The sequence below is a fragment of the Enterobacter sp. A8 genome, assembly GCF_004296595.1.
Taxonomy (GTDB): Bacteria; Pseudomonadota; Gammaproteobacteria; order Enterobacterales; family Enterobacteriaceae; genus Enterobacter; species Enterobacter cloacae.
In genome coordinates, this window is record NZ_SCMF01000005.1 from 21,854 (window position 1) to 40,232 (window position 18,379).

Sequence of the window (18,379 nt, forward strand, 5' to 3'; positions counted from 1 at the left end):
AGCATGCAACTGAATTCCACCGAAATCAGCGAACTGATCAAGCAGCGCATTGCTCAGTTCAATGTTGTGAGCGAAGCTCATAACGAAGGTACTATTGTTTCTGTAAGTGACGGTGTTATCCGCATCCACGGCCTGGCCGATTGTATGCAGGGTGAGATGATTTCCCTGCCGGGTAACCGTTACGCTATCGCACTGAACCTGGAGCGCGACTCCGTAGGTGCAGTTGTGATGGGTCCATACGCTGACCTCGCCGAAGGCATGAAGGTTAAGTGTACTGGCCGTATTCTGGAAGTTCCGGTTGGCCGTGGCCTGCTGGGTCGTGTTGTTAACACCCTGGGTGCACCAATCGACGGTAAAGGTCCGGTTGAGCACGATGGCTTCTCTCCAATCGAAGTTATCGCACCGGGCGTTATCGACCGTCAGTCCGTAGATCAGCCTGTTCAGACGGGTTATAAGTCCGTTGATGCCATGATCCCAATCGGTCGTGGTCAGCGTGAACTGATCATCGGTGACCGTCAGACCGGTAAAACCGCGATGGCTATCGATGCCATCATCAACCAGCGTGACTCCGGCATCAAATGTGTGTACGTGGCTATCGGCCAGAAAGCGTCCACCATTTCTAACGTGGTTCGTAAACTGGAAGAGCACGGCGCGCTGTCTAACACCATCGTTGTTGTGGCTACCGCTTCTGAATCTGCTGCACTGCAATACCTGGCGCCATACGCCGGTTGTGCAATGGGTGAATACTTCCGTGACCGCGGTGAAGATGCACTGATCGTATACGATGACCTGTCTAAACAGGCTGTTGCTTATCGTCAGGTTTCCCTGCTGCTCCGTCGTCCACCAGGACGTGAAGCGTTCCCTGGCGACGTATTCTACCTCCACTCTCGTCTGCTGGAGCGTGCTTCCCGCGTTAACGCGGAATACGTCGAGAACTTCACCAAAGGTGAAGTGAAGGGTAAAACGGGCTCTCTGACCGCGCTGCCGATCATTGAAACCCAGGCGGGTGACGTTTCTGCGTTCGTTCCGACCAACGTAATCTCCATTACCGATGGTCAGATCTTCCTGGAAACCAACCTGTTTAACTCCGGTATTCGTCCGGCGGTTAACCCGGGTATCTCCGTATCCCGTGTAGGTGGTGCTGCTCAGACCAAGATCATCAAGAAACTGTCCGGTGGTATCCGTACCGCGCTGGCACAGTATCGTGAACTGGCTGCGTTCTCTCAGTTCGCATCCGATCTGGACGAAGCAACCCGTAAACAGCTGAGCCACGGTCAGAAAGTGACCGAGCTGCTGAAGCAGAAACAGTACGCACCAATGTCTGTTGCTCAGCAGGGCCTGGTACTGTTCGCGGCTGAACGCGGTTACCTCGAAGATGTGGAACTGGCGAAAATCGGTAGCTTCGAAGCCGCTCTGCTGGCTTACGTCGACCGTGATCACGCTCCGCTGATGCAAGAGATCAACCAGACCGGTGGCTATAACGACGAAATCGAAGGCAAGCTGAAAGCTATCCTCGATTCCTTCAAAGCAACCCAATCCTGGTAATCGTCCGGCGGCTTGTCTCAGGACAAGCCGCCTGGCATTGAGGAGAAGCTCATGGCCGGCGCAAAAGAGATACGTAGTAAGATCGCAAGCGTCCAGAACACGCAAAAGATCACTAAAGCGATGGAGATGGTCGCCGCTTCCAAAATGCGTAAATCGCAGGATCGCATGGCGGCCAGCCGTCCTTATGCAGAAACCATGCGCAAAGTGATTGGTCACCTTGCAAACGGTAATCTGGAATATAAGCACCCTTACCTGGAAGAACGCGACGTTAAGCGCGTGGGCTACCTGGTGGTGTCGACCGACCGTGGTCTGTGTGGCGGCTTGAACATTAACCTGTTCAAAAAACTGCTGGCGGATATGAAAGGCTGGTCCGATAAAGGCGTTCAGTGCGACCTCGCATTGATCGGCTCTAAAGGCGTCTCTTTCTTTAACTCCGTTGGTGGCAACATTGTCGCTCAGGTGACCGGTATGGGTGATAACCCGTCCCTGTCCGAACTGATCGGCCCGGTTAAAGTGATGTTGCAGGCCTATGATGAAGGCCGTCTGGACAGACTGTACGTTGTCAGCAACAAATTTATTAACACCATGTCTCAGGTGCCAACGCTCACTCAGATGCTGCCTTTACCGGCTTCAGAAGATGACGAGCTGAAACAGAAAGCCTGGGATTACCTGTATGAACCCGATCCGAAACCGCTGCTGGATACCCTGCTGCGTCGTTACGTTGAATCTCAGGTTTATCAGGGCGTTGTAGAAAACCTGGCCAGCGAGCAGGCCGCACGAATGGTGGCGATGAAAGCCGCGACCGATAATGGCGGCAGCCTGATTAAAGAGCTGCAGTTGGTTTACAACAAAGCTCGTCAGGCCAGCATTACTCAGGAACTCACCGAGATCGTCTCGGGGGCCGCCGCGGTTTAACCAGGTTTACGAATTACGTAGAGGATTCAAGATGGCTACTGGAAAGATTGTCCAGGTAATCGGCGCCGTGGTGGACGTCGAGTTCCCTCAGGACGCCGTACCACGCGTGTACGACGCGCTTGAGGTACAGAATGGTAACGAGAGCCTGGTGCTGGAAGTTCAGCAGCAGCTCGGCGGCGGTATCGTGCGTACCATCGCGATGGGTTCTTCCGACGGTCTGCGTCGTGGTCTGGAAGTTAAAGACCTTGAGCACCCGATCGAAGTCCCGGTAGGTAAAGCAACACTGGGTCGTATCATGAACGTATTGGGTCAGCCAATCGACATGAAAGGCGACATCGGTGAAGAAGAGCGTTGGGCTATCCACCGCGCGGCACCTTCCTACGAAGAGCTGTCCAGCTCTCAGGAACTGCTGGAAACCGGTATCAAAGTTATCGACCTGATGTGTCCGTTTGCGAAGGGCGGTAAAGTTGGTCTGTTCGGTGGTGCGGGTGTAGGTAAAACCGTAAACATGATGGAGCTGATCCGTAACATCGCGATCGAGCACTCCGGTTATTCCGTATTTGCGGGCGTAGGTGAACGTACTCGTGAGGGTAACGACTTCTACCACGAAATGACCGACTCCAACGTTCTGGACAAAGTATCCCTGGTTTACGGCCAGATGAACGAGCCACCAGGAAACCGTCTGCGCGTTGCGCTGACTGGTCTGACGATGGCAGAGAAGTTCCGTGACGAAGGCCGTGACGTTCTGCTGTTCGTTGATAACATCTACCGTTACACCCTGGCCGGTACGGAAGTATCTGCACTGCTGGGTCGTATGCCTTCAGCGGTAGGTTATCAGCCTACGCTGGCGGAAGAGATGGGTGTTCTTCAGGAACGTATCACCTCTACCAAAACCGGTTCTATCACCTCCGTTCAGGCGGTATACGTACCTGCGGATGACTTGACTGACCCATCACCAGCAACCACCTTTGCGCACTTAGATGCAACCGTGGTACTGAGCCGTCAGATCGCGTCTCTTGGTATCTACCCGGCCGTTGACCCGCTGGACTCCACCAGCCGTCAGCTGGATCCACTGGTTGTTGGTCAGGAACACTACGACACCGCGCGTGGCGTACAGTCCCTGCTGCAGCGTTACCAGGAACTGAAAGACATCATCGCCATCCTGGGTATGGATGAACTGTCTGAAGAAGACAAACTGGTGGTAGCACGTGCGCGTAAGATCCAGCGCTTCCTGTCCCAGCCGTTCTTCGTTGCGGAAGTATTCACCGGTTCTCCAGGTAAATACGTTTCCCTGAAAGACACCATCCGTGGCTTTAAAGGCATCATGGAAGGCGAATACGATCACCTGCCAGAGCAGGCGTTCTACATGGTTGGTTCCATCGAAGAAGCTGTGGAAAAAGCCAAAAAACTTTAACGCCTTAATCGGAGGGTGATATGGCAATGACTTACCACCTGGACGTCGTCAGCGCAGAGCAACAAATGTTCTCTGGTCTGGTCGAGAAAATCCAGGTAACGGGTAGTGAAGGTGAACTGGGTATCTTCCCGGGTCACGCACCGCTGCTCACCGCCATTAAGCCTGGTATGATCCGCATCGTTAAACAGTTCGGTCACGAAGAGTTTATCTATCTGTCCGGCGGCATTCTTGAAGTGCAGCCTGGTAGTGTGACCGTTCTGGCCGATACCGCTATTCGTGGCCAGGATCTCGACGAAGCGCGAGCCCTGGAATCGAAGCGTAAGGCTGAAGAGCACATTAGCAGCTCTCATGGTGACGTGGATTACGCTCAGGCGTCTGCGGAGCTGGCCAAAGCGATCGCCAAACTGCGCGTTATCGAGTTGACCAAAAAAGCGATGTAACACCGGCTTGAAAAGCACAAAAGCCAGTCTGGATACCAGGCTGGCTTTTTTTTCGTCCTTAATTCATGACGAAAAAGATGTAGAATTTTAAGCACCAAACGTTTTTACTTCTCACTCAAACTACCGTCAGGATGCGTATGTCAAACAGTGCGATGAGCGTGGTGATCCTTGCCGCAGGCAAAGGTACCCGCATGTATTCCGATCTGCCTAAAGTGCTTCATACACTGGCAGGAAAGCCAATGGTGCAGCATGTTATTGATGCAGCAAATGAATTGGGCGCTCGCCAGGTTCACCTGGTCTATGGCCACGGCGGCGATCTGCTTAAAAAGACGCTGAGCGATGACAAGCTCAACTGGGTGCTTCAGGCTGAACAGCTGGGAACCGGCCACGCAATGCAGCAGGCAGCACCGTTCTTTGCCGATGACGAAGACATTCTGATGCTCTACGGCGATGTTCCGCTGATCTCCATCGACACACTGACTCGCCTGCGTGAAGCCAAACCGCAGGGCGGTATCGGTTTATTAACCGTCGTGCTGGACGATCCGACCGGCTACGGCCGCATCACCCGTGAAAACGGCAACGTCACGGGTATCGTTGAACATAAAGACGCCAGCGAAGCACAGCGCCAGATTCAGGAGATCAACACCGGTATCCTGATGGCTAACGGCGCGGACATGAAGCGCTGGCTGTCTAAGCTCAACAACAACAACGCGCAGGGTGAATACTACATCACCGACATCATTGCGATGGCGTACCAGGAAGGGCGTGAGATTGCGGCGGTTCACCCGGCGCGTATCAGCGAAACCGAAGGGGTGAATAACCGCCTTCAGCTTTCCCGTCTGGAGCGTGTTTATCAGTCCGAACAGGCCGAAAAACTGCTGCTGGCTGGCGTGATGCTGCGCGATCCGGCGCGTTTCGATCTGCGTGGAACGTTAACGCACGGGCGCGACGTTGAAATTGATACTAACGTTATCCTGGAAGGTAACGTCACGCTGGGTAACCGCGTCAAAATTGGTGCGGGCTGTGTGATCAAAAACAGCATCATCGGTGATGATTGCGAAATTAGCCCATACAGCGTGGTGGAAGATGCCCGTCTTGACGCAGCGTGCACTATTGGGCCGTTCGCGCGTCTGCGCCCGGGGGCTGAGCTGCTGGAAGGCTCACATGTTGGAAACTTCGTTGAGATGAAAAAAGCGCGTCTGGGTAAAGGCTCTAAAGCCGGTCATTTGACCTATCTGGGCGATGCGGAAATTGGCGACAACGTGAATATTGGCGCAGGAACGATTACCTGCAACTATGACGGCGCGAATAAGTTTAAAACCATCATCGGTGATGATGTGTTTGTTGGTTCCGACACTCAGCTGGTGGCGCCTGTTACCGTGGGTAACGGCGTAACGATTGCCGCCGGGACAACCGTTACGCGCGATATCGCCGATAACGAACTGGTATTAAGCCGTGTGCCGCAGGTGCACAAGCAGGGCTGGAAACGCCCTGTGAAGAAGAAGTAACGGATTTACCCCTCACCCTAACCCTCTCCCCAAAGGGAGAGGGGATCGTTCGGTGCGGTGTTTTTCTCCCTCGCCCCTTTGGGGAGAGGGCCGGGGTGAGGGGATAATATAATCCTCCCCCCACAAGCAGTACCCATAACAATAACCCCACTCTCTACAAGGCTCGGGGCGCCCGGAAAGGGCAAATACAGGTCAGCGACAACGCATGGCATAACGCCATAATCAGGAAATCTAACTATGTGTGGAATTGTTGGCGCAGTTGCGCAGCGTGATATTGCTGAAATCCTTCTCGAAGGTTTACGTCGTCTGGAATACCGTGGCTACGACTCTGCCGGTCTGGCAGTAGTGGATGCAGAAGGTCATATGACCCGTCTGCGTCGCCTCGGTAAAGTGCAGATGCTGGCCCAGGCCGCGGAAGAACACCCGCTGCACGGTGGCACCGGTATTGCGCATACCCGCTGGGCGACACACGGCGAACCGTCTGAAGGCAACGCGCACCCGCATGTGTCTGAACACATCGTGGTCGTGCATAACGGCATTATCGAAAACCACGAACCGCTGCGCGAAGAACTGAAAGCGCGCGGCTATATCTTCGTTTCTGAAACCGATACCGAAGTGATTGCGCACCTGGTGCACTGGGAGCTGGCACAGGGCGGCACGCTACGTGACGCGGTGCTGCGCGCAATCCCACAGCTGCGCGGTGCGTACGGTACGGTGATCATGGACTCCCGCGATCCGTCCACCCTGCTGGCGGCGCGTTCCGGTAGTCCAATGGTTATCGGTATGGGCATGGGCGAAAACTTTATCGCTTCTGATCAGCTGGCGCTCCTGCCGGTCACCCGCCGCTTTATCTTCCTGGAAGAGGGTGATATCGCAGAAGTGACTCGCCGCAGCGTGACGGTATTTGATACCAAAGGCGAGCAGGTGAAACGCCCTGAAATTGAATCCAATCTGCAGTACGACGCGGGCGACAAAGGCGCTTACCGTCACTACATGCAGAAAGAGATTTACGAGCAGCCAAACGCCATCAAAAACACCCTGACCGGTCGTATCAGCCACGGCGAAGTGGACCTGAGCGAACTGGGTGCCAACGCAAACGAGCTGCTCAGCAAGGTTGAGCACATTCAGATTGTGGCCTGCGGTACCTCCTACAACTCCGGGATGGTCTCTCGCTACTGGTTTGAGTCGCTGGCTGGCGTGCCGTGCGATGTGGAAATCGCCTCTGAATTCCGCTACCGCAAATCCGCCGTGCGCCGTAACAGCCTGATGATCACCCTTTCTCAGTCTGGCGAAACGGCAGATACCCTGGCGGCGCTGCGTCTCTCTAAAGAGCTGGGTTACCTGGGATCGCTGGCTATCTGTAACGTGCCGGGCTCATCGCTGGTGCGTGAATCCGATCTGGCGCTGATGACCAAAGCGGGCACTGAAATCGGCGTGGCCTCCACCAAAGCGTTTACCACGCAGCTGACGGTTCTGCTGATGCTGGTGGCGAAACTGGCGCGTCTGAAAGGGCTGGATGCTTCTGTTGAGCATGACATTGTTCATGGTCTGCAGGCGCTGCCAAGCCGTATTGAGCAGATGTTGTCTCAGGATAAGCGCATTGAAGCCCTGGCTGAAGATTTCTCTGACAAGCATCACGCCCTGTTCCTCGGCCGTGGCGACCAGTACCCCATTGCGCTGGAAGGCGCGCTGAAGCTGAAAGAGATCTCCTACATCCACGCTGAAGCCTACGCGGCAGGCGAGCTAAAACACGGCCCGCTGGCGCTGATTGACGCGGATATGCCGGTTATCGTTGTGGCACCTAACAACGAACTGCTGGAAAAACTGAAGTCCAACATTGAAGAAGTTCGCGCCCGCGGTGGTGTACTGTACGTCTTCGCTGATAAGGACGCCGGTTTTGCCAGCAGCGACAACATGCACATCATCGAGATGCCGCACGTAGAAGAGGTTATTGCCCCTATCTTCTACACCGTGCCGCTGCAGTTGCTGGCTTACCACGTTGCGCTGATCAAAGGCACCGACGTTGACCAGCCGCGTAACCTGGCGAAATCGGTCACCGTAGAATAATCCCTCCAGGCTCCACCTTCGGGTGGAGCTTTTTTACCCTGCCTGGTTTGTTTTTAATCAACGCATTCGCGTTTTTATTTATGACAATCTGTCATCTTCAGCTACTTTTTTCAGTGTCACATAAAGAAAATATTTCTGAAAAGTTGTTGTCATGATAGTGGCTAACATGATGATAAATAAGAAATCTTTCTCTGTTTTTTAAGCTAAATTTCCATTGTCATAAAACTGTCATAATTCGTACATTTATCTGTCACCTGTTTGTCCTATTTTGCTCATCGTAGCCACTTAAACAATGATTTACGAAATCCTTGCAGGAGACATTATGAAAGTTATGCGTACCACTGTCGCAACTGTTGTCGCCGCGACCTTATCTCTGAGCGCTTTCTCTGTATTCGCAGAAGCAAGCCTGACTGGCGCTGGTGCAACCTTCCCTGCGCCGGTGTATGCCAAATGGGCGGATACCTACCAGAAAGAAACCGGTAACAAGGTTAACTATCAGGGTATCGGCTCCTCCGGTGGCGTGAAACAAATTACCGCAAACACCGTTGATTTCGGCGCATCCGACGCTCCGCTGTCTGATGACAAACTGGCTCAGGAAGGCCTGTTCCAGTTCCCGACCGTAATCGGTGGTGTGGTTCTGGCGATCAACCTGCCGGGCGTGAAGTCGGGTGAGCTGGTGCTGGACGGCAAAACCCTGGGTGATATCTACCTGGGCAAAATCAAAAAATGGGATGACGAAGCCATCGCTAAGCTCAACCCTGGCCTGAAGCTGCCTTCTCAGAACATCGCCGTGGTTCGCCGCGCGGATGGTTCTGGTACCTCTTTCGTCTTCACCAGCTACCTGGCGAAGGTGAACGAAGAGTGGAAATCTAAAGTTGGTTCCGGCTCTACCGTTAACTGGCCAACCGGTCTGGGCGGTAAAGGGAACGACGGTATCGCCGCGTTCGTACAGCGTCTGCCGGGCTCTATCGGTTACGTAGAATATGCGTACGCCAAGCAGAACAACCTGTCCTACACCAAACTGGTTTCTGCTGATGGCAAACCTGTCAGCCCGACTGAAGAGAACTTTGCCAACGCTGCAAAAGGCGCTGACTGGAGCAAATCCTTCGCTCAGGACCTGACTAACCAGAAAGGTGAAGACGCGTGGCCAATCACCTCTACCACCTTCATTCTGGTTCACAAAGAGCAGAAGAAACCTGAGCAGGGCGCAGAAGTGCTGAAGTTCTTCGACTGGGCATACAAAAACGGCGGCAAACAGGCTAATGACCTGGATTATGCCAGCCTGCCAGACAGCGTGGTTGAGCAGATTCGTGCTGCATGGAAAACCAACGTGAAAGACAGCAGCGGTAAAGCGCTGTACTAACAGGATATATTTAACGAAGATGGCGGGTGGCGCTACGCTTACCCGCCCTACGGTTAACGCTGTAGGCCCGGTAAGCGTCAGCGCCACCGGGCATATTCGTAAAACGTCTCAAACAGAAGAGTAATTTATGGCTGCAACCAAGCCTGCATTTAACCCTCCGGGTAAAAAAGGTGACATGATTTTCAGCGCGCTGGTAAAACTGGCTGCGCTGATTGTGCTATTGCTGCTGGGCGGCATTATCGTGTCTCTGATTTTCTCCTCCTGGCCGAGCATTCAGAAATTCGGTTTCTCCTTCCTGTGGACCAAAGAGTGGGACGCGCCGAATGATATCTACGGTGCGCTGGTGCCGATTTACGGCACGCTGGTCACCTCGTTCATCGCCCTGCTGATTGCAGTTCCGGTAAGCTTTGGTATCGCCCTGTTCCTGACGGAACTGGCACCGGGCTGGCTGCGACGCCCGCTGGGTATCGCCATTGAACTGCTGGCGGCCATTCCAAGTATCGTGTACGGCATGTGGGGTCTGTTTATCTTTGCGCCACTGTTTGCCACGTATTTCCAGGAGCCGGTGGGTAATGTTCTTTCCGCTATTCCGTTTGTGGGGGCGCTGTTCTCCGGCCCGGCATTCGGTATCGGTATTCTGGCGGCTGGTGTGATCCTCGCCATCATGATTATTCCGTACATTGCGGCAGTTATGCGCGATGTGTTCGAACAAACCCCGGTGATGATGAAAGAGTCGGCTTACGGCATTGGCTGCACCACCTGGGAAGTGATCTGGCGTATCGTTCTTCCGTTCACCAAAAATGGGGTGATTGGGGGCGTGATGCTGGGCTTAGGGCGTGCGTTGGGTGAGACCATGGCGGTGACCTTTATCATCGGTAACACCTACCAGCTCGACAGTGCCTCGCTCTATATGCCGGGTAACAGTATTACCTCCGCACTGGCGAACGAATTCGCCGAAGCGGAATCCGGGCTGCACGTGGCGGCGCTGATGGAGCTGGGTCTGATCCTGTTCGTAATTACCTTTATCGTACTGGCGATCTCCAAGCTGATGATCCTGCGTCTCGCGAAAAATGAGGGGGCACGCTAATGGCAACTCTCGAAATGCAAAGCACTGCTCAGCTTGCGGAATCCCGCCGCAAAATGCAGGCGAAGCGTCGTTTCAAAAACCGTATCGCGCTGACGCTCTCAATGGCAACGATGGCATTCGGTCTGTTCTGGCTGATCTGGATCCTCTTCTCTACCGTGGTTCGCGGTATCGACGGCATGTCTCTGGCGCTGTTTACCGAAATGACGCCGCCGCCGAACACGGCGGGTGGTGGACTGGCGAACGCCCTGGCAGGCAGCGGATTGCTGATCCTGTGGGCGACGGTATTCGGTACGCCGCTTGGCATCATGGCGGGTATCTATCTGGCGGAATATGGCCGTAAATCCTGGCTCGCAGAAGTGATTCGTTTCATTAACGACATTCTGCTCTCTGCGCCGTCTATTGTGGTGGGTCTGTTTGTTTACACCATTGTTGTGGCACAAATGGAACACTTCTCCGGCTGGGCGGGTGTGATTGCGCTGGCGCTGCTGCAGGTGCCTATCGTCATTCGTACCACCGAGAACATGCTCAAACTGGTGCCGGACAGTCTGCGTGAAGCGGCGTATGCGCTGGGTACACCAAAGTGGAAAATGATCTCCGCGATTACGCTTAAAGCCTCTGTCTCCGGGATCATGACCGGTATTCTGCTGGCCATTGCCCGTATCGCGGGTGAAACGGCACCGCTGCTGTTTACCGCCCTCTCCAACCAGTTCTGGAGCACGGACATGATGCAGCCGATCGCCAACCTGCCGGTGACGATCTTTAAATTTGCGATGAGCCCATTCGCGGAATGGCAGCAGCTGGCCTGGGCCGGGGTGCTGATCATCACCCTTTGCGTACTGTTGCTGAACATTCTGGCGCGCGTCATTTTCGCGAAGAAGAAACACGGTTAATTTTTTACGGCGCGGCAGCTCGCGGCGCCGAATGAGGAAATGAGTCAATGAGTATGGTTGATACTGCCCCGGGTAAGATTCAGGTTCGTGATTTGAACTTCTACTACGGCAAATTCCATGCCCTGAAGAATATCAACCTGGATATCGCGAAGAACCAGGTAACGGCATTCATCGGTCCGTCCGGCTGTGGTAAATCCACGCTGCTGCGCACCTTTAACAAAATGTACTCGCTCTATCCAGAGCAGCGTGCCGAAGGCGAAATCATCCTGGACGGTGAAAACATTCTGACCCAGGCTCAGGATATCGCCCTCCTGCGTGCGAAAGTGGGCATGGTTTTCCAGAAACCGACGCCGTTCCCGATGTCGATTTACGACAACATCGCGTTTGGCGTACGCCTGTTTGAAAAGCTCTCCCGTGCCGATATGGACGAGCGCGTGCAGTGGGCGTTGACCAAGGCCGCATTATGGAACGAAACCAAAGATAAGTTGCACCAGAGCGGTTATTCTCTCTCCGGCGGGCAGCAGCAGCGTCTGTGCATTGCGCGTGGAATCGCGATCCGCCCGGAAGTGTTGCTGCTGGATGAGCCATGTTCAGCGCTGGACCCGATCTCAACCGGTCGTATCGAAGAGCTGATCACCGAGCTGAAGCAGGATTACACCGTGGTTATCGTGACCCACAACATGCAGCAGGCTGCGCGTTGCTCCGACCACACGGCATTTATGTACCTGGGCGAGTTGATTGAGTTCAGTAACACGGACGATCTGTTCACCAAGCCCGCTAAAAAGCAAACAGAAGACTATATCACCGGTCGTTACGGTTGATTCAGGAGCGCGCTATGGACAATCTCAATCTTAATAAACACATTTCCGGCCAGTTCAACGCAGAGCTGGAAAGTATTCGCACTCAGGTCATGACCATGGGTGGCATGGTCGAGCAACAGCTTTCTGATGCGATCACGGCGATGCATAACCAGGACAGCGAACTGGCGAAGCGCGTTATCGAAGGCGATAAAAACGTCAACATGATGGAAGTGGCGATTGACGAAGCGTGTGTGCGCATCATCGCCAAGCGTCAGCCGACGGCGAGCGACCTGCGTCTGGTTATGGCCATCATCAAAACCATCGCCGAGCTGGAACGTATCGGTGACGTTGCGGATAAAATCTGCCGCACCGCGCTGGAGAAATTCTCCCAGCAGCATCAGCCGCTGCTGGTAAGCCTGGAGTCGCTGGGCCGCCACACGGTGCAGATGCTGCACGACGTGCTGGATGCCTTTGCGCGTATGGATCTGGACGAAGCGGTGCGTATCTACCGTGAAGACAAGAAAGTCGACCAGGAGTATGAAGGCATCGTGCGCCAGCTGATGACCTACATGATGGAAGATTCACGTACGATCCCAAGCGTACTGACCGCCCTGTTCTGCGCGCGCTCTATCGAGCGTATCGGCGACCGCTGCCAGAACATTTGCGAATACATTTTCTACTTTGTGAAAGGTCAGGACTTCCGTCACGTGGGCGGCGACGAGCTGGACAAGCTGCTGGCGGGTAAAGATCCAAAAGAGTAATCGGTGGTTAAAATGCCCGGTGGCGCTGCGCTTACCGGGCCTATAAAAACCTACCGCGTAATATTCCACCCGCGCGCCTTCCACAATTCCGGCAACTGCGCCAGATCGGTAAAGGTCGTCACTTTTGGATGATCGATCGGCTTGTTGTGCGGGTCGGCACAGAAATAAAACACTTCCATTCCTGCATCAATGCCCGACTGCGCGCCCGCGGACGAGTCATCCACCAGAATACAGTTCTCTACGTTGACGTTCATCGCGTTTGCCGCATGGAACATCAGCGCAGGATCTGGCTTCCAGCGTTGAATATCGTAGCCGCTGAACAGTTTTTCCGGGAAGTGGTGCAGCATCTCAAGCTTACCCAGCGAGTGCTGCATTTTGCTGACCGGTCCGTTAGATACCACGCAAATCGGTACCGTCATGGCATCCAGCAGCGCGTTTGCGCCAGCAATGACCTCCAGCTCAGAATCGAACAGGCGTGCGACCTCGGCGCGGTACACCGGTTCCAGATCCGTTTTCGCCAGATCCACACCGTGTTCGGCGTTAATGATGTCGATGATCTCGTACAGCTTCACGCCCTTAAAGCGTTTGAACACCTCGTCGAGATCGAGCGTAATACCAAATTCCTGGAACATGGCGACATACGCGCGGGAACAAATGACCTCACTGTCGACCAGCGTACCGTCGCAGTCGAAAAATACCGCTTCAATTCCGGACATGCCTTTCCCTTTTTACAAGTTTAACGTTTACGTACTGCAGTTCAACGAGACGCAATCGTTGCCGTATAAGCAAAATCAATGAAAAAAGTATCTCGTAACCGCCACTATTGTCGCATTTTGGTATAGGATAGCGACGAATTTTCCCTCCTTGTTCGGAAATTGATGATGAGTCAACAACACACAACCCAGACATCGGGTCAGGGTCTGCTTGAGCGCGTGTTTAAACTGCGCGAGCACGGCACAACGGCACGCACCGAAGTGATCGCCGGTTTTACTACCTTCCTGACGATGGTCTATATCGTTTTTGTTAACCCACAAATTCTGGGCGTTGCTGGCATGGATACCAGCGCCGTCTTCGTGACCACCTGCCTGATCGCTGCACTTGGCAGCATTCTGATGGGCGTATTCGCTAACCTGCCGGTTGCGCTGGCTCCGGCGATGGGGCTTAACGCATTCTTTGCGTTCGTAGTAGTTCAGGCGATGGGGCTGCCGTGGCAAGTCGGCATGGGCGCTATCTTCTGGGGCGCGGTTGGTCTGCTGCTGCTGACTATTTTCCGCGTGCGTTACTGGATGATTGCTAACATTCCTGTCAGCCTGCGCGTGGGTATCACCAGCGGTATCGGTCTGTTCATCGGTATGATGGGGCTGAAAAATGCCGGTGTTATCGTCGCTAACCCGGAGACGCTGGTCAGCATAGGTCACCTGACCTCCCATAACGTGCTGCTGGGCGTGCTGGGCTTCTTTATCATCGCGATCCTCGCTTCCCGCAATATTCATGCGGCGGTGCTGGTGTCCATCGTAGTGACCACCCTGCTGGGCTGGATGCTGGGTGACGTTCACTATAATGGCATTGTCTCCGCACCACCGAGCGTCTCTACCGTTATTGGTCATGTTGATCTGGCGGGTTCCCTGAATCTGGGCCTGGCGGGGGTGATTTTCTCCTTTATGCTGGTGAACCTGTTTGACTCGTCCGGCACACTGATCGGCGTGACCGACAAAGCGGGCCTGGCGGATGAGAAAGGTAAATTCCCGCGCATGAAGCAGGCGCTGTTTGTGGACAGCATCTCCTCTGTCAGCGGTGCTTTTATCGGGACCTCTTCTGTTACCGCTTACATTGAGTCCTCTTCCGGTGTCTCCGTAGGGGGCCGTACCGGTCTGACCGCAGTAGTGGTGGGTATTCTGTTCCTGCTGGTGATCTTCCTTTCTCCACTGGCTGGCATGGTTCCACCGTATGCGGCTGCCGGTGCGCTGATTTACGTGGGGGTACTGATGACCTCCAGCCTGTCGCGCGTGAAGTGGGATGATTTAACCGAAGCGGTACCGGCGTTTATTACCGCGGTAATGATGCCGTTCAGCTTCTCTATTACTGAAGGTATCGCGCTGGGCTTTATCTCTTACTGCGTGATGAAGATTGGCACCGGTCGTTTCCGCGACCTCAGCCCGTGTGTCATCATTGTGGCGCTGCTGTTTGTGCTGAAGATTGTGTTTATCGACGCCAAATAAACATGTTTGCACCCTCTCCCGTGGGAGAGGGCTGGGGTGAGGGCATCAGCCCGCACCTCACTTAAGCCTTCACCCTCTTGATATAATCCCCAAACGCCGTCAGTTGGCCAGAGAGATGGTCACGCGTGCTCTGATCCACCACTTCACCCGTCTGCGGGTCGACCTTATTCTGAATCACACCACCCATAAATTCCGGCTTGTTCATGACCATTGCATCCAGGAATACCAGGATCTGGCGTAGGTGATACTGGCAGCGCGCACCGCCAATGGCACCCATTGAACTGGTCTGAATCAGCACCGGCTTACCGGACAGCGGCTGCTCCGGCAGGCGGGATAGCCAGTCAATTGCGTTTTTCAGACCACCCGGAACCGAGTAGTTATACTCTGGCGTCACAATCACCACCCCGTCAGCCTGGCGAATCTGCTCAGCCAGCGCTTCGACGCTCTGCGGAAAGCCTTCTTCCTGCTGCACGTCCGCATCGTAAAGGGGAATGTCACCAATGGACGGCAGGGCGCTAATCTCCATACCCGCCGGAGCCAACTGTGGCAGCGTACGGGCAACCATCCCGTTAAATGAACCTTTGCGCAGGCTTCCCAGTAATGTAACGACTTTCAACGTTTCAGACATGATTACTCCTGTTTCATCATGATGACCCTGAACGGATCAGCTAAGGGTATATGCTTTTTCTGCCGGTAAACTGGTTAATCTCATCAGGCGCGCGGCGGGCTCGTTGGCACGTTCGGGCACATCCGGAAGGCTACTCCATCCCTGTTTACTGTCAAATTCCCAGATTTTCAGCCGTTCAATGGCAGGTGTGACTGCTACAGACCAGATCAGTACATCCTCAACATCGCTGAGCGCTTCTACCAGCGCGGCTTGCGTGGAGCGCAGGCGTCCGGAGCCCGGCAGGAGTTGCAGCTGACTGGCATCGTCTGACGCGCAACCACAGAGCTTACGAATGCTCTGACGCAAGGTGATAAGCTGAGCCCGGGCTTCAGTGGGATCGTTCTGGTTGCGCACCCACAGCTGTTCATTGCTGGAGAGCGGGTAATCATCATGCGGGCTGGCGCCGTGAAAACCGCGTGTCGCGCGCTGAAGCTCCATATCCAGCCCGCAATCGCCTTCGGTGGTGAGTGCCACGCCAATAATATTGCCCGTATAGGCAATGGAGAAACGCGGCAGCTCCGGGTCGGTAAAGACCGGACGACCTTCAGGTTGGATGATGATGTCCGGCAGCTCACTGGTGCCGTACAGCATAAACAGCAGTTCAGCAAGAAGCGCCCGGGACGCCAAAAAACGCGACCGACGGTGCTCTGGAAGTTTGAGCGCTTCACTGTGACACGCTGAAGAAATTCTGGCCGATACGAGACGACCTTCTGTCAGTATCCCTCTTGCAAAGTGCGTAGCCATTTTTCGCTCCTTGATAATGGTCGTAGTCGGTTAAACGGTTACATCATTATCGCTTAACTCAACTCCTGTTTTAATCAGTAAATGATAGTAAGAAAAGGCTGAGGACCGAACTTTACATTTTCTTAGGCGAAAATTGGATCGCTGACACCCTATAACGCCTTGATGGTCTCGCGTAGCCAGAGGATTTTCGGATTATGGCTGTTCGTTTATGCCAGATCTGCGTGAAGGGCTGGAGGACCATAAGTAAAAGGATGCAGAGCATGCTACAGCCAATCAGAATCCCGATCAGCATATTGAGCGCAAACGGCGTCAAGAACGAGACCGCCATACTGACCATCGTGGAATACTGCTCGCGATTAAAACCCATGGTTTCCATCAGCAGCACCGGGGAAACGGTTACATAGGTGAGGATCGCCGCCAAGCACAGGGTAGCGTTCAATAACCGGCTAATAAAAAACGGTTCAGTAGCTTTCGGCCGGATGGCTCTCTTTGAGTACGGCAATCGACTGGACAAGGGTGATTTCCTGGGGGAAATCACCCTTCAGTAACGGGGGTCACTTACCAATACAGAAGCTCGAGAAGATCCTCCCAAGCAGATCGTCCGACGTAAACTCCCCGGTGATCTCACTCAGATTCTGCTGCGCCAGGCGCAACTCTTCCGCCAGCAATTCCCCCGCCCATGCGCCAATCAGCTGCGCTTTGCCCTGCTCGAGGTGACGTGCCGCCTCTTCCAGCGCCTGCAGGTGGCGACGCCGCGCCAGGAAGCCGCCTTCCATGCTGGTGTCAAAGCCCATGCTCTGCTTGAGATGGTTACGCAGGTCGTCAACGCCCTCGCCGGTGCGGGCCGACAGACGGATAAGTGAGTGACCATTCACATCGCTGATGCCCAGCGTTTCGCCGGTGACGTCTGCTTTGTTACGCACCACGGTGATCGGCAGTTTAGCTGGCAGACGGGCGATAAAGTCCGGCCAGATCTCCGCCGGGTCTACGGCGTCGGTCGTGGTGCCATCTACCATAAACAGCACACGGTCGGCCTGCTCAATCTCCTGCCAGGCGCGCTCGATACCAATACGCTCCACTTCGTCGCTGGCATCACGCAGACCCGCAGTGTCGATGATATGCAACGGCATGCCGTCGATGTGAATATGCTCGCGCAGCACGTCGCGGGTGGTCCCGGCGATGTCGGTCACGATCGCCGCCTCACGGCCCGCGAGGGCGTTCAGCAGGCTCGATTTCCCGGCGTTTGGACGACCCGCGATGACCACCTTCATCCCTTCACGCAGCAGGCTCCCCTGGCGCGCTTCGGCGCGAACGGCATCGAGATCGGCCATCACGTCATTGAGCTGGGCTTCAATTTTACCGTCAGAGAGAAAGTCGATTTCTTCATCCGGGAAGTCAATCGCTGCTTCGACGTAGATCCTGAGGTGAGTAAGTGCTTCCACAAGGTGATTTACGCGTGCGGAAAACGCGCCCTGCAACGAGTTCAGAGCAGAGCGAGCCGCCTGTTCAGAGCTGGCGTCGATCAGGTCTGCAATCGCCTCGGCTTGCGCCAGGTCGAGCTTGTCGTTGAGGAAGGCACGTTCGGAGAACTCGCCCGGCTTCGCAATGCGCAGGCCCGGCAGAGTCAGAATACGTTTTAACAGCAGGTCGAGGATGACCGGGCCACCGTGACCCTGCAGCTCCAGCACGTCTTCACCAGTAAAGGAGTTCGGGCCGGGGAACCACAGCGCAATGCCCTGGTCCAGTGGGGTACCGTCGCTGTCTTTAAACGGCAGATAATCAGCGTAGCGCGGCTTTGGCAGTTTACCCAGCACCGCTTCAGCGACCTCGCGCGCCTTCAGGCCGGAGATACGCAAAATGCCTACACCACCGCGTCCCGGTGGGGTTGCCTGGGCGACGATAGTGTCGTTATGGCTCATGGTTGCTCTCGTTCAATACAAATAAAAAAGGCGGTCAATC

At 54.6% G+C, this 18,379-nt stretch carries 16 protein-coding genes and 1 pseudogene; 12 read left to right on the forward strand and 5 right to left on the reverse strand.

What is annotated here, in order from left to right:
* Nucleotides 1–3: 3 nt before the first annotated feature.
* The 11 genes from atpA (at nt 4) to phoU (ending at nt 12,790) form a co-directional block, all read left to right on the forward strand.
* A complete protein-coding gene (gene atpA, locus EQV24_RS18095) occupies nt 4–1,545 on the forward strand; it encodes a F0F1 ATP synthase subunit alpha (protein WP_003862367.1) in 1,542 nt (513 codons plus the stop codon).
* A 51-nt stretch (nt 1,546–1,596) separates the two neighbouring features.
* Nucleotides 1,597–2,460: a F0F1 ATP synthase subunit gamma gene (gene atpG, locus EQV24_RS18100; protein ID WP_003862364.1), complete on the forward strand. Its 864-nt coding sequence runs from the start codon at nt 1,597–1,599 to the stop codon at nt 2,458–2,460.
* Nucleotides 2,461–2,491: 31 nt separating this feature from the next.
* Nucleotides 2,492–3,874 carry a F0F1 ATP synthase subunit beta gene (atpD, locus tag EQV24_RS18105; protein ID WP_003862362.1) on the forward strand — a complete coding sequence of 461 codons (1,383 nt, stop codon included), beginning with the start codon at nt 2,492–2,494 and terminating at the stop codon, nt 3,872–3,874.
* 20 nt (nt 3,875–3,894) lie between these two features.
* A complete protein-coding gene (locus EQV24_RS18110) occupies nt 3,895–4,314 on the forward strand; it encodes a F0F1 ATP synthase subunit epsilon (RefSeq protein ID WP_006177560.1) in 420 nt (139 codons plus the stop codon).
* A gap of 137 nt (nt 4,315–4,451) precedes the next feature.
* Entirely contained in the window at nt 4,452–5,822 is a 1,371-nt protein-coding gene (gene glmU / locus EQV24_RS18115; RefSeq protein ID WP_045293067.1) for a bifunctional UDP-N-acetylglucosamine diphosphorylase/glucosamine-1-phosphate N-acetyltransferase GlmU, read from the forward strand.
* A gap of 237 nt (nt 5,823–6,059) precedes the next feature.
* A complete protein-coding gene (gene glmS, locus EQV24_RS18120) occupies nt 6,060–7,889 on the forward strand; it encodes a glutamine--fructose-6-phosphate transaminase (isomerizing) (protein WP_013099409.1) in 1,830 nt (609 codons plus the stop codon).
* Between the two features lie 322 nt (nt 7,890–8,211).
* The gene (gene pstS, locus EQV24_RS18125; RefSeq protein WP_013099410.1) at nt 8,212–9,252 is read left to right on the forward strand and encodes a phosphate ABC transporter substrate-binding protein PstS; all 1,041 of its coding nucleotides are present in this window, start codon (nt 8,212–8,214) and stop codon (nt 9,250–9,252) included.
* 127 nt (nt 9,253–9,379) lie between these two features.
* Complete coding sequence (gene pstC, locus EQV24_RS18130; protein ID WP_013099411.1) at nt 9,380–10,339, forward strand: phosphate ABC transporter permease PstC; 960 nt, start codon at nt 9,380–9,382, stop codon at nt 10,337–10,339.
* The gene (gene pstA / locus EQV24_RS18135; protein ID WP_020690249.1) at nt 10,339–11,229 is read left to right on the forward strand and encodes a phosphate ABC transporter permease PstA; all 891 of its coding nucleotides are present in this window, start codon (nt 10,339–10,341) and stop codon (nt 11,227–11,229) included. The genes pstC and pstA overlap by 1 nt, the downstream gene beginning before the upstream one ends.
* 47 nt (nt 11,230–11,276) lie before the next feature.
* Nucleotides 11,277–12,050 (forward strand): phosphate ABC transporter ATP-binding protein PstB, encoded by a 774-nt coding sequence (pstB, locus tag EQV24_RS18140; RefSeq protein ID WP_008500183.1) that lies wholly within the window; start codon nt 11,277–11,279, stop codon nt 12,048–12,050.
* Between the two features lie 14 nt (nt 12,051–12,064).
* On the forward strand, nt 12,065–12,790 hold the full coding sequence (gene phoU / locus EQV24_RS18145) for a phosphate signaling complex protein PhoU (RefSeq protein ID WP_008500182.1): 726 nt from the start codon (nt 12,065–12,067) through the stop codon (nt 12,788–12,790).
* 50 nt (nt 12,791–12,840) lie between these two features.
* Here phoU and yieH read toward each other — a convergent pair whose 3' ends face one another.
* Nucleotides 12,841–13,506, reverse strand: a complete 666-nt coding sequence (gene yieH / locus EQV24_RS18150; RefSeq protein ID WP_013099413.1) for a 6-phosphogluconate phosphatase — start codon at nt 13,504–13,506, stop codon at nt 12,841–12,843.
* Between the two features lie 165 nt (nt 13,507–13,671).
* On the opposite strand from yieH, the gene adeP reads away from it, so the two are divergent.
* Nucleotides 13,672–15,009, forward strand: a complete 1,338-nt coding sequence (gene adeP, locus EQV24_RS18155) for an adenine permease AdeP (protein ID WP_023621401.1) — start codon at nt 13,672–13,674, stop codon at nt 15,007–15,009.
* A gap of 61 nt (nt 15,010–15,070) precedes the next feature.
* On the opposite strand, the gene EQV24_RS18160 is transcribed toward adeP, so the two are convergent.
* From EQV24_RS18160 to mnmE, 4 genes and pseudogenes are all read right to left on the reverse strand, one after another.
* Nucleotides 15,071–15,637, reverse strand: a complete 567-nt coding sequence (locus EQV24_RS18160) for an NADPH-dependent FMN reductase (RefSeq protein ID WP_013099415.1) — start codon at nt 15,635–15,637, stop codon at nt 15,071–15,073.
* 36 nt (nt 15,638–15,673) lie between these two features.
* A complete protein-coding gene (locus EQV24_RS18165) occupies nt 15,674–16,420 on the reverse strand; it encodes a phosphopantetheinyl transferase (protein ID WP_130626901.1) in 747 nt (248 codons plus the stop codon).
* Between the two features lie 112 nt (nt 16,421–16,532).
* Nucleotides 16,533–16,877: pseudogene (locus EQV24_RS18170) on the reverse strand (hypothetical protein); the annotation flags it as partial.
* A gap of 97 nt (nt 16,878–16,974) precedes the next feature.
* Complete coding sequence (mnmE, locus tag EQV24_RS18175) at nt 16,975–18,339, reverse strand: tRNA uridine-5-carboxymethylaminomethyl(34) synthesis GTPase MnmE (protein WP_020685446.1); 1,365 nt, start codon at nt 18,337–18,339, stop codon at nt 16,975–16,977.
* Nucleotides 18,340–18,379 lie beyond the last annotated feature (40 nt).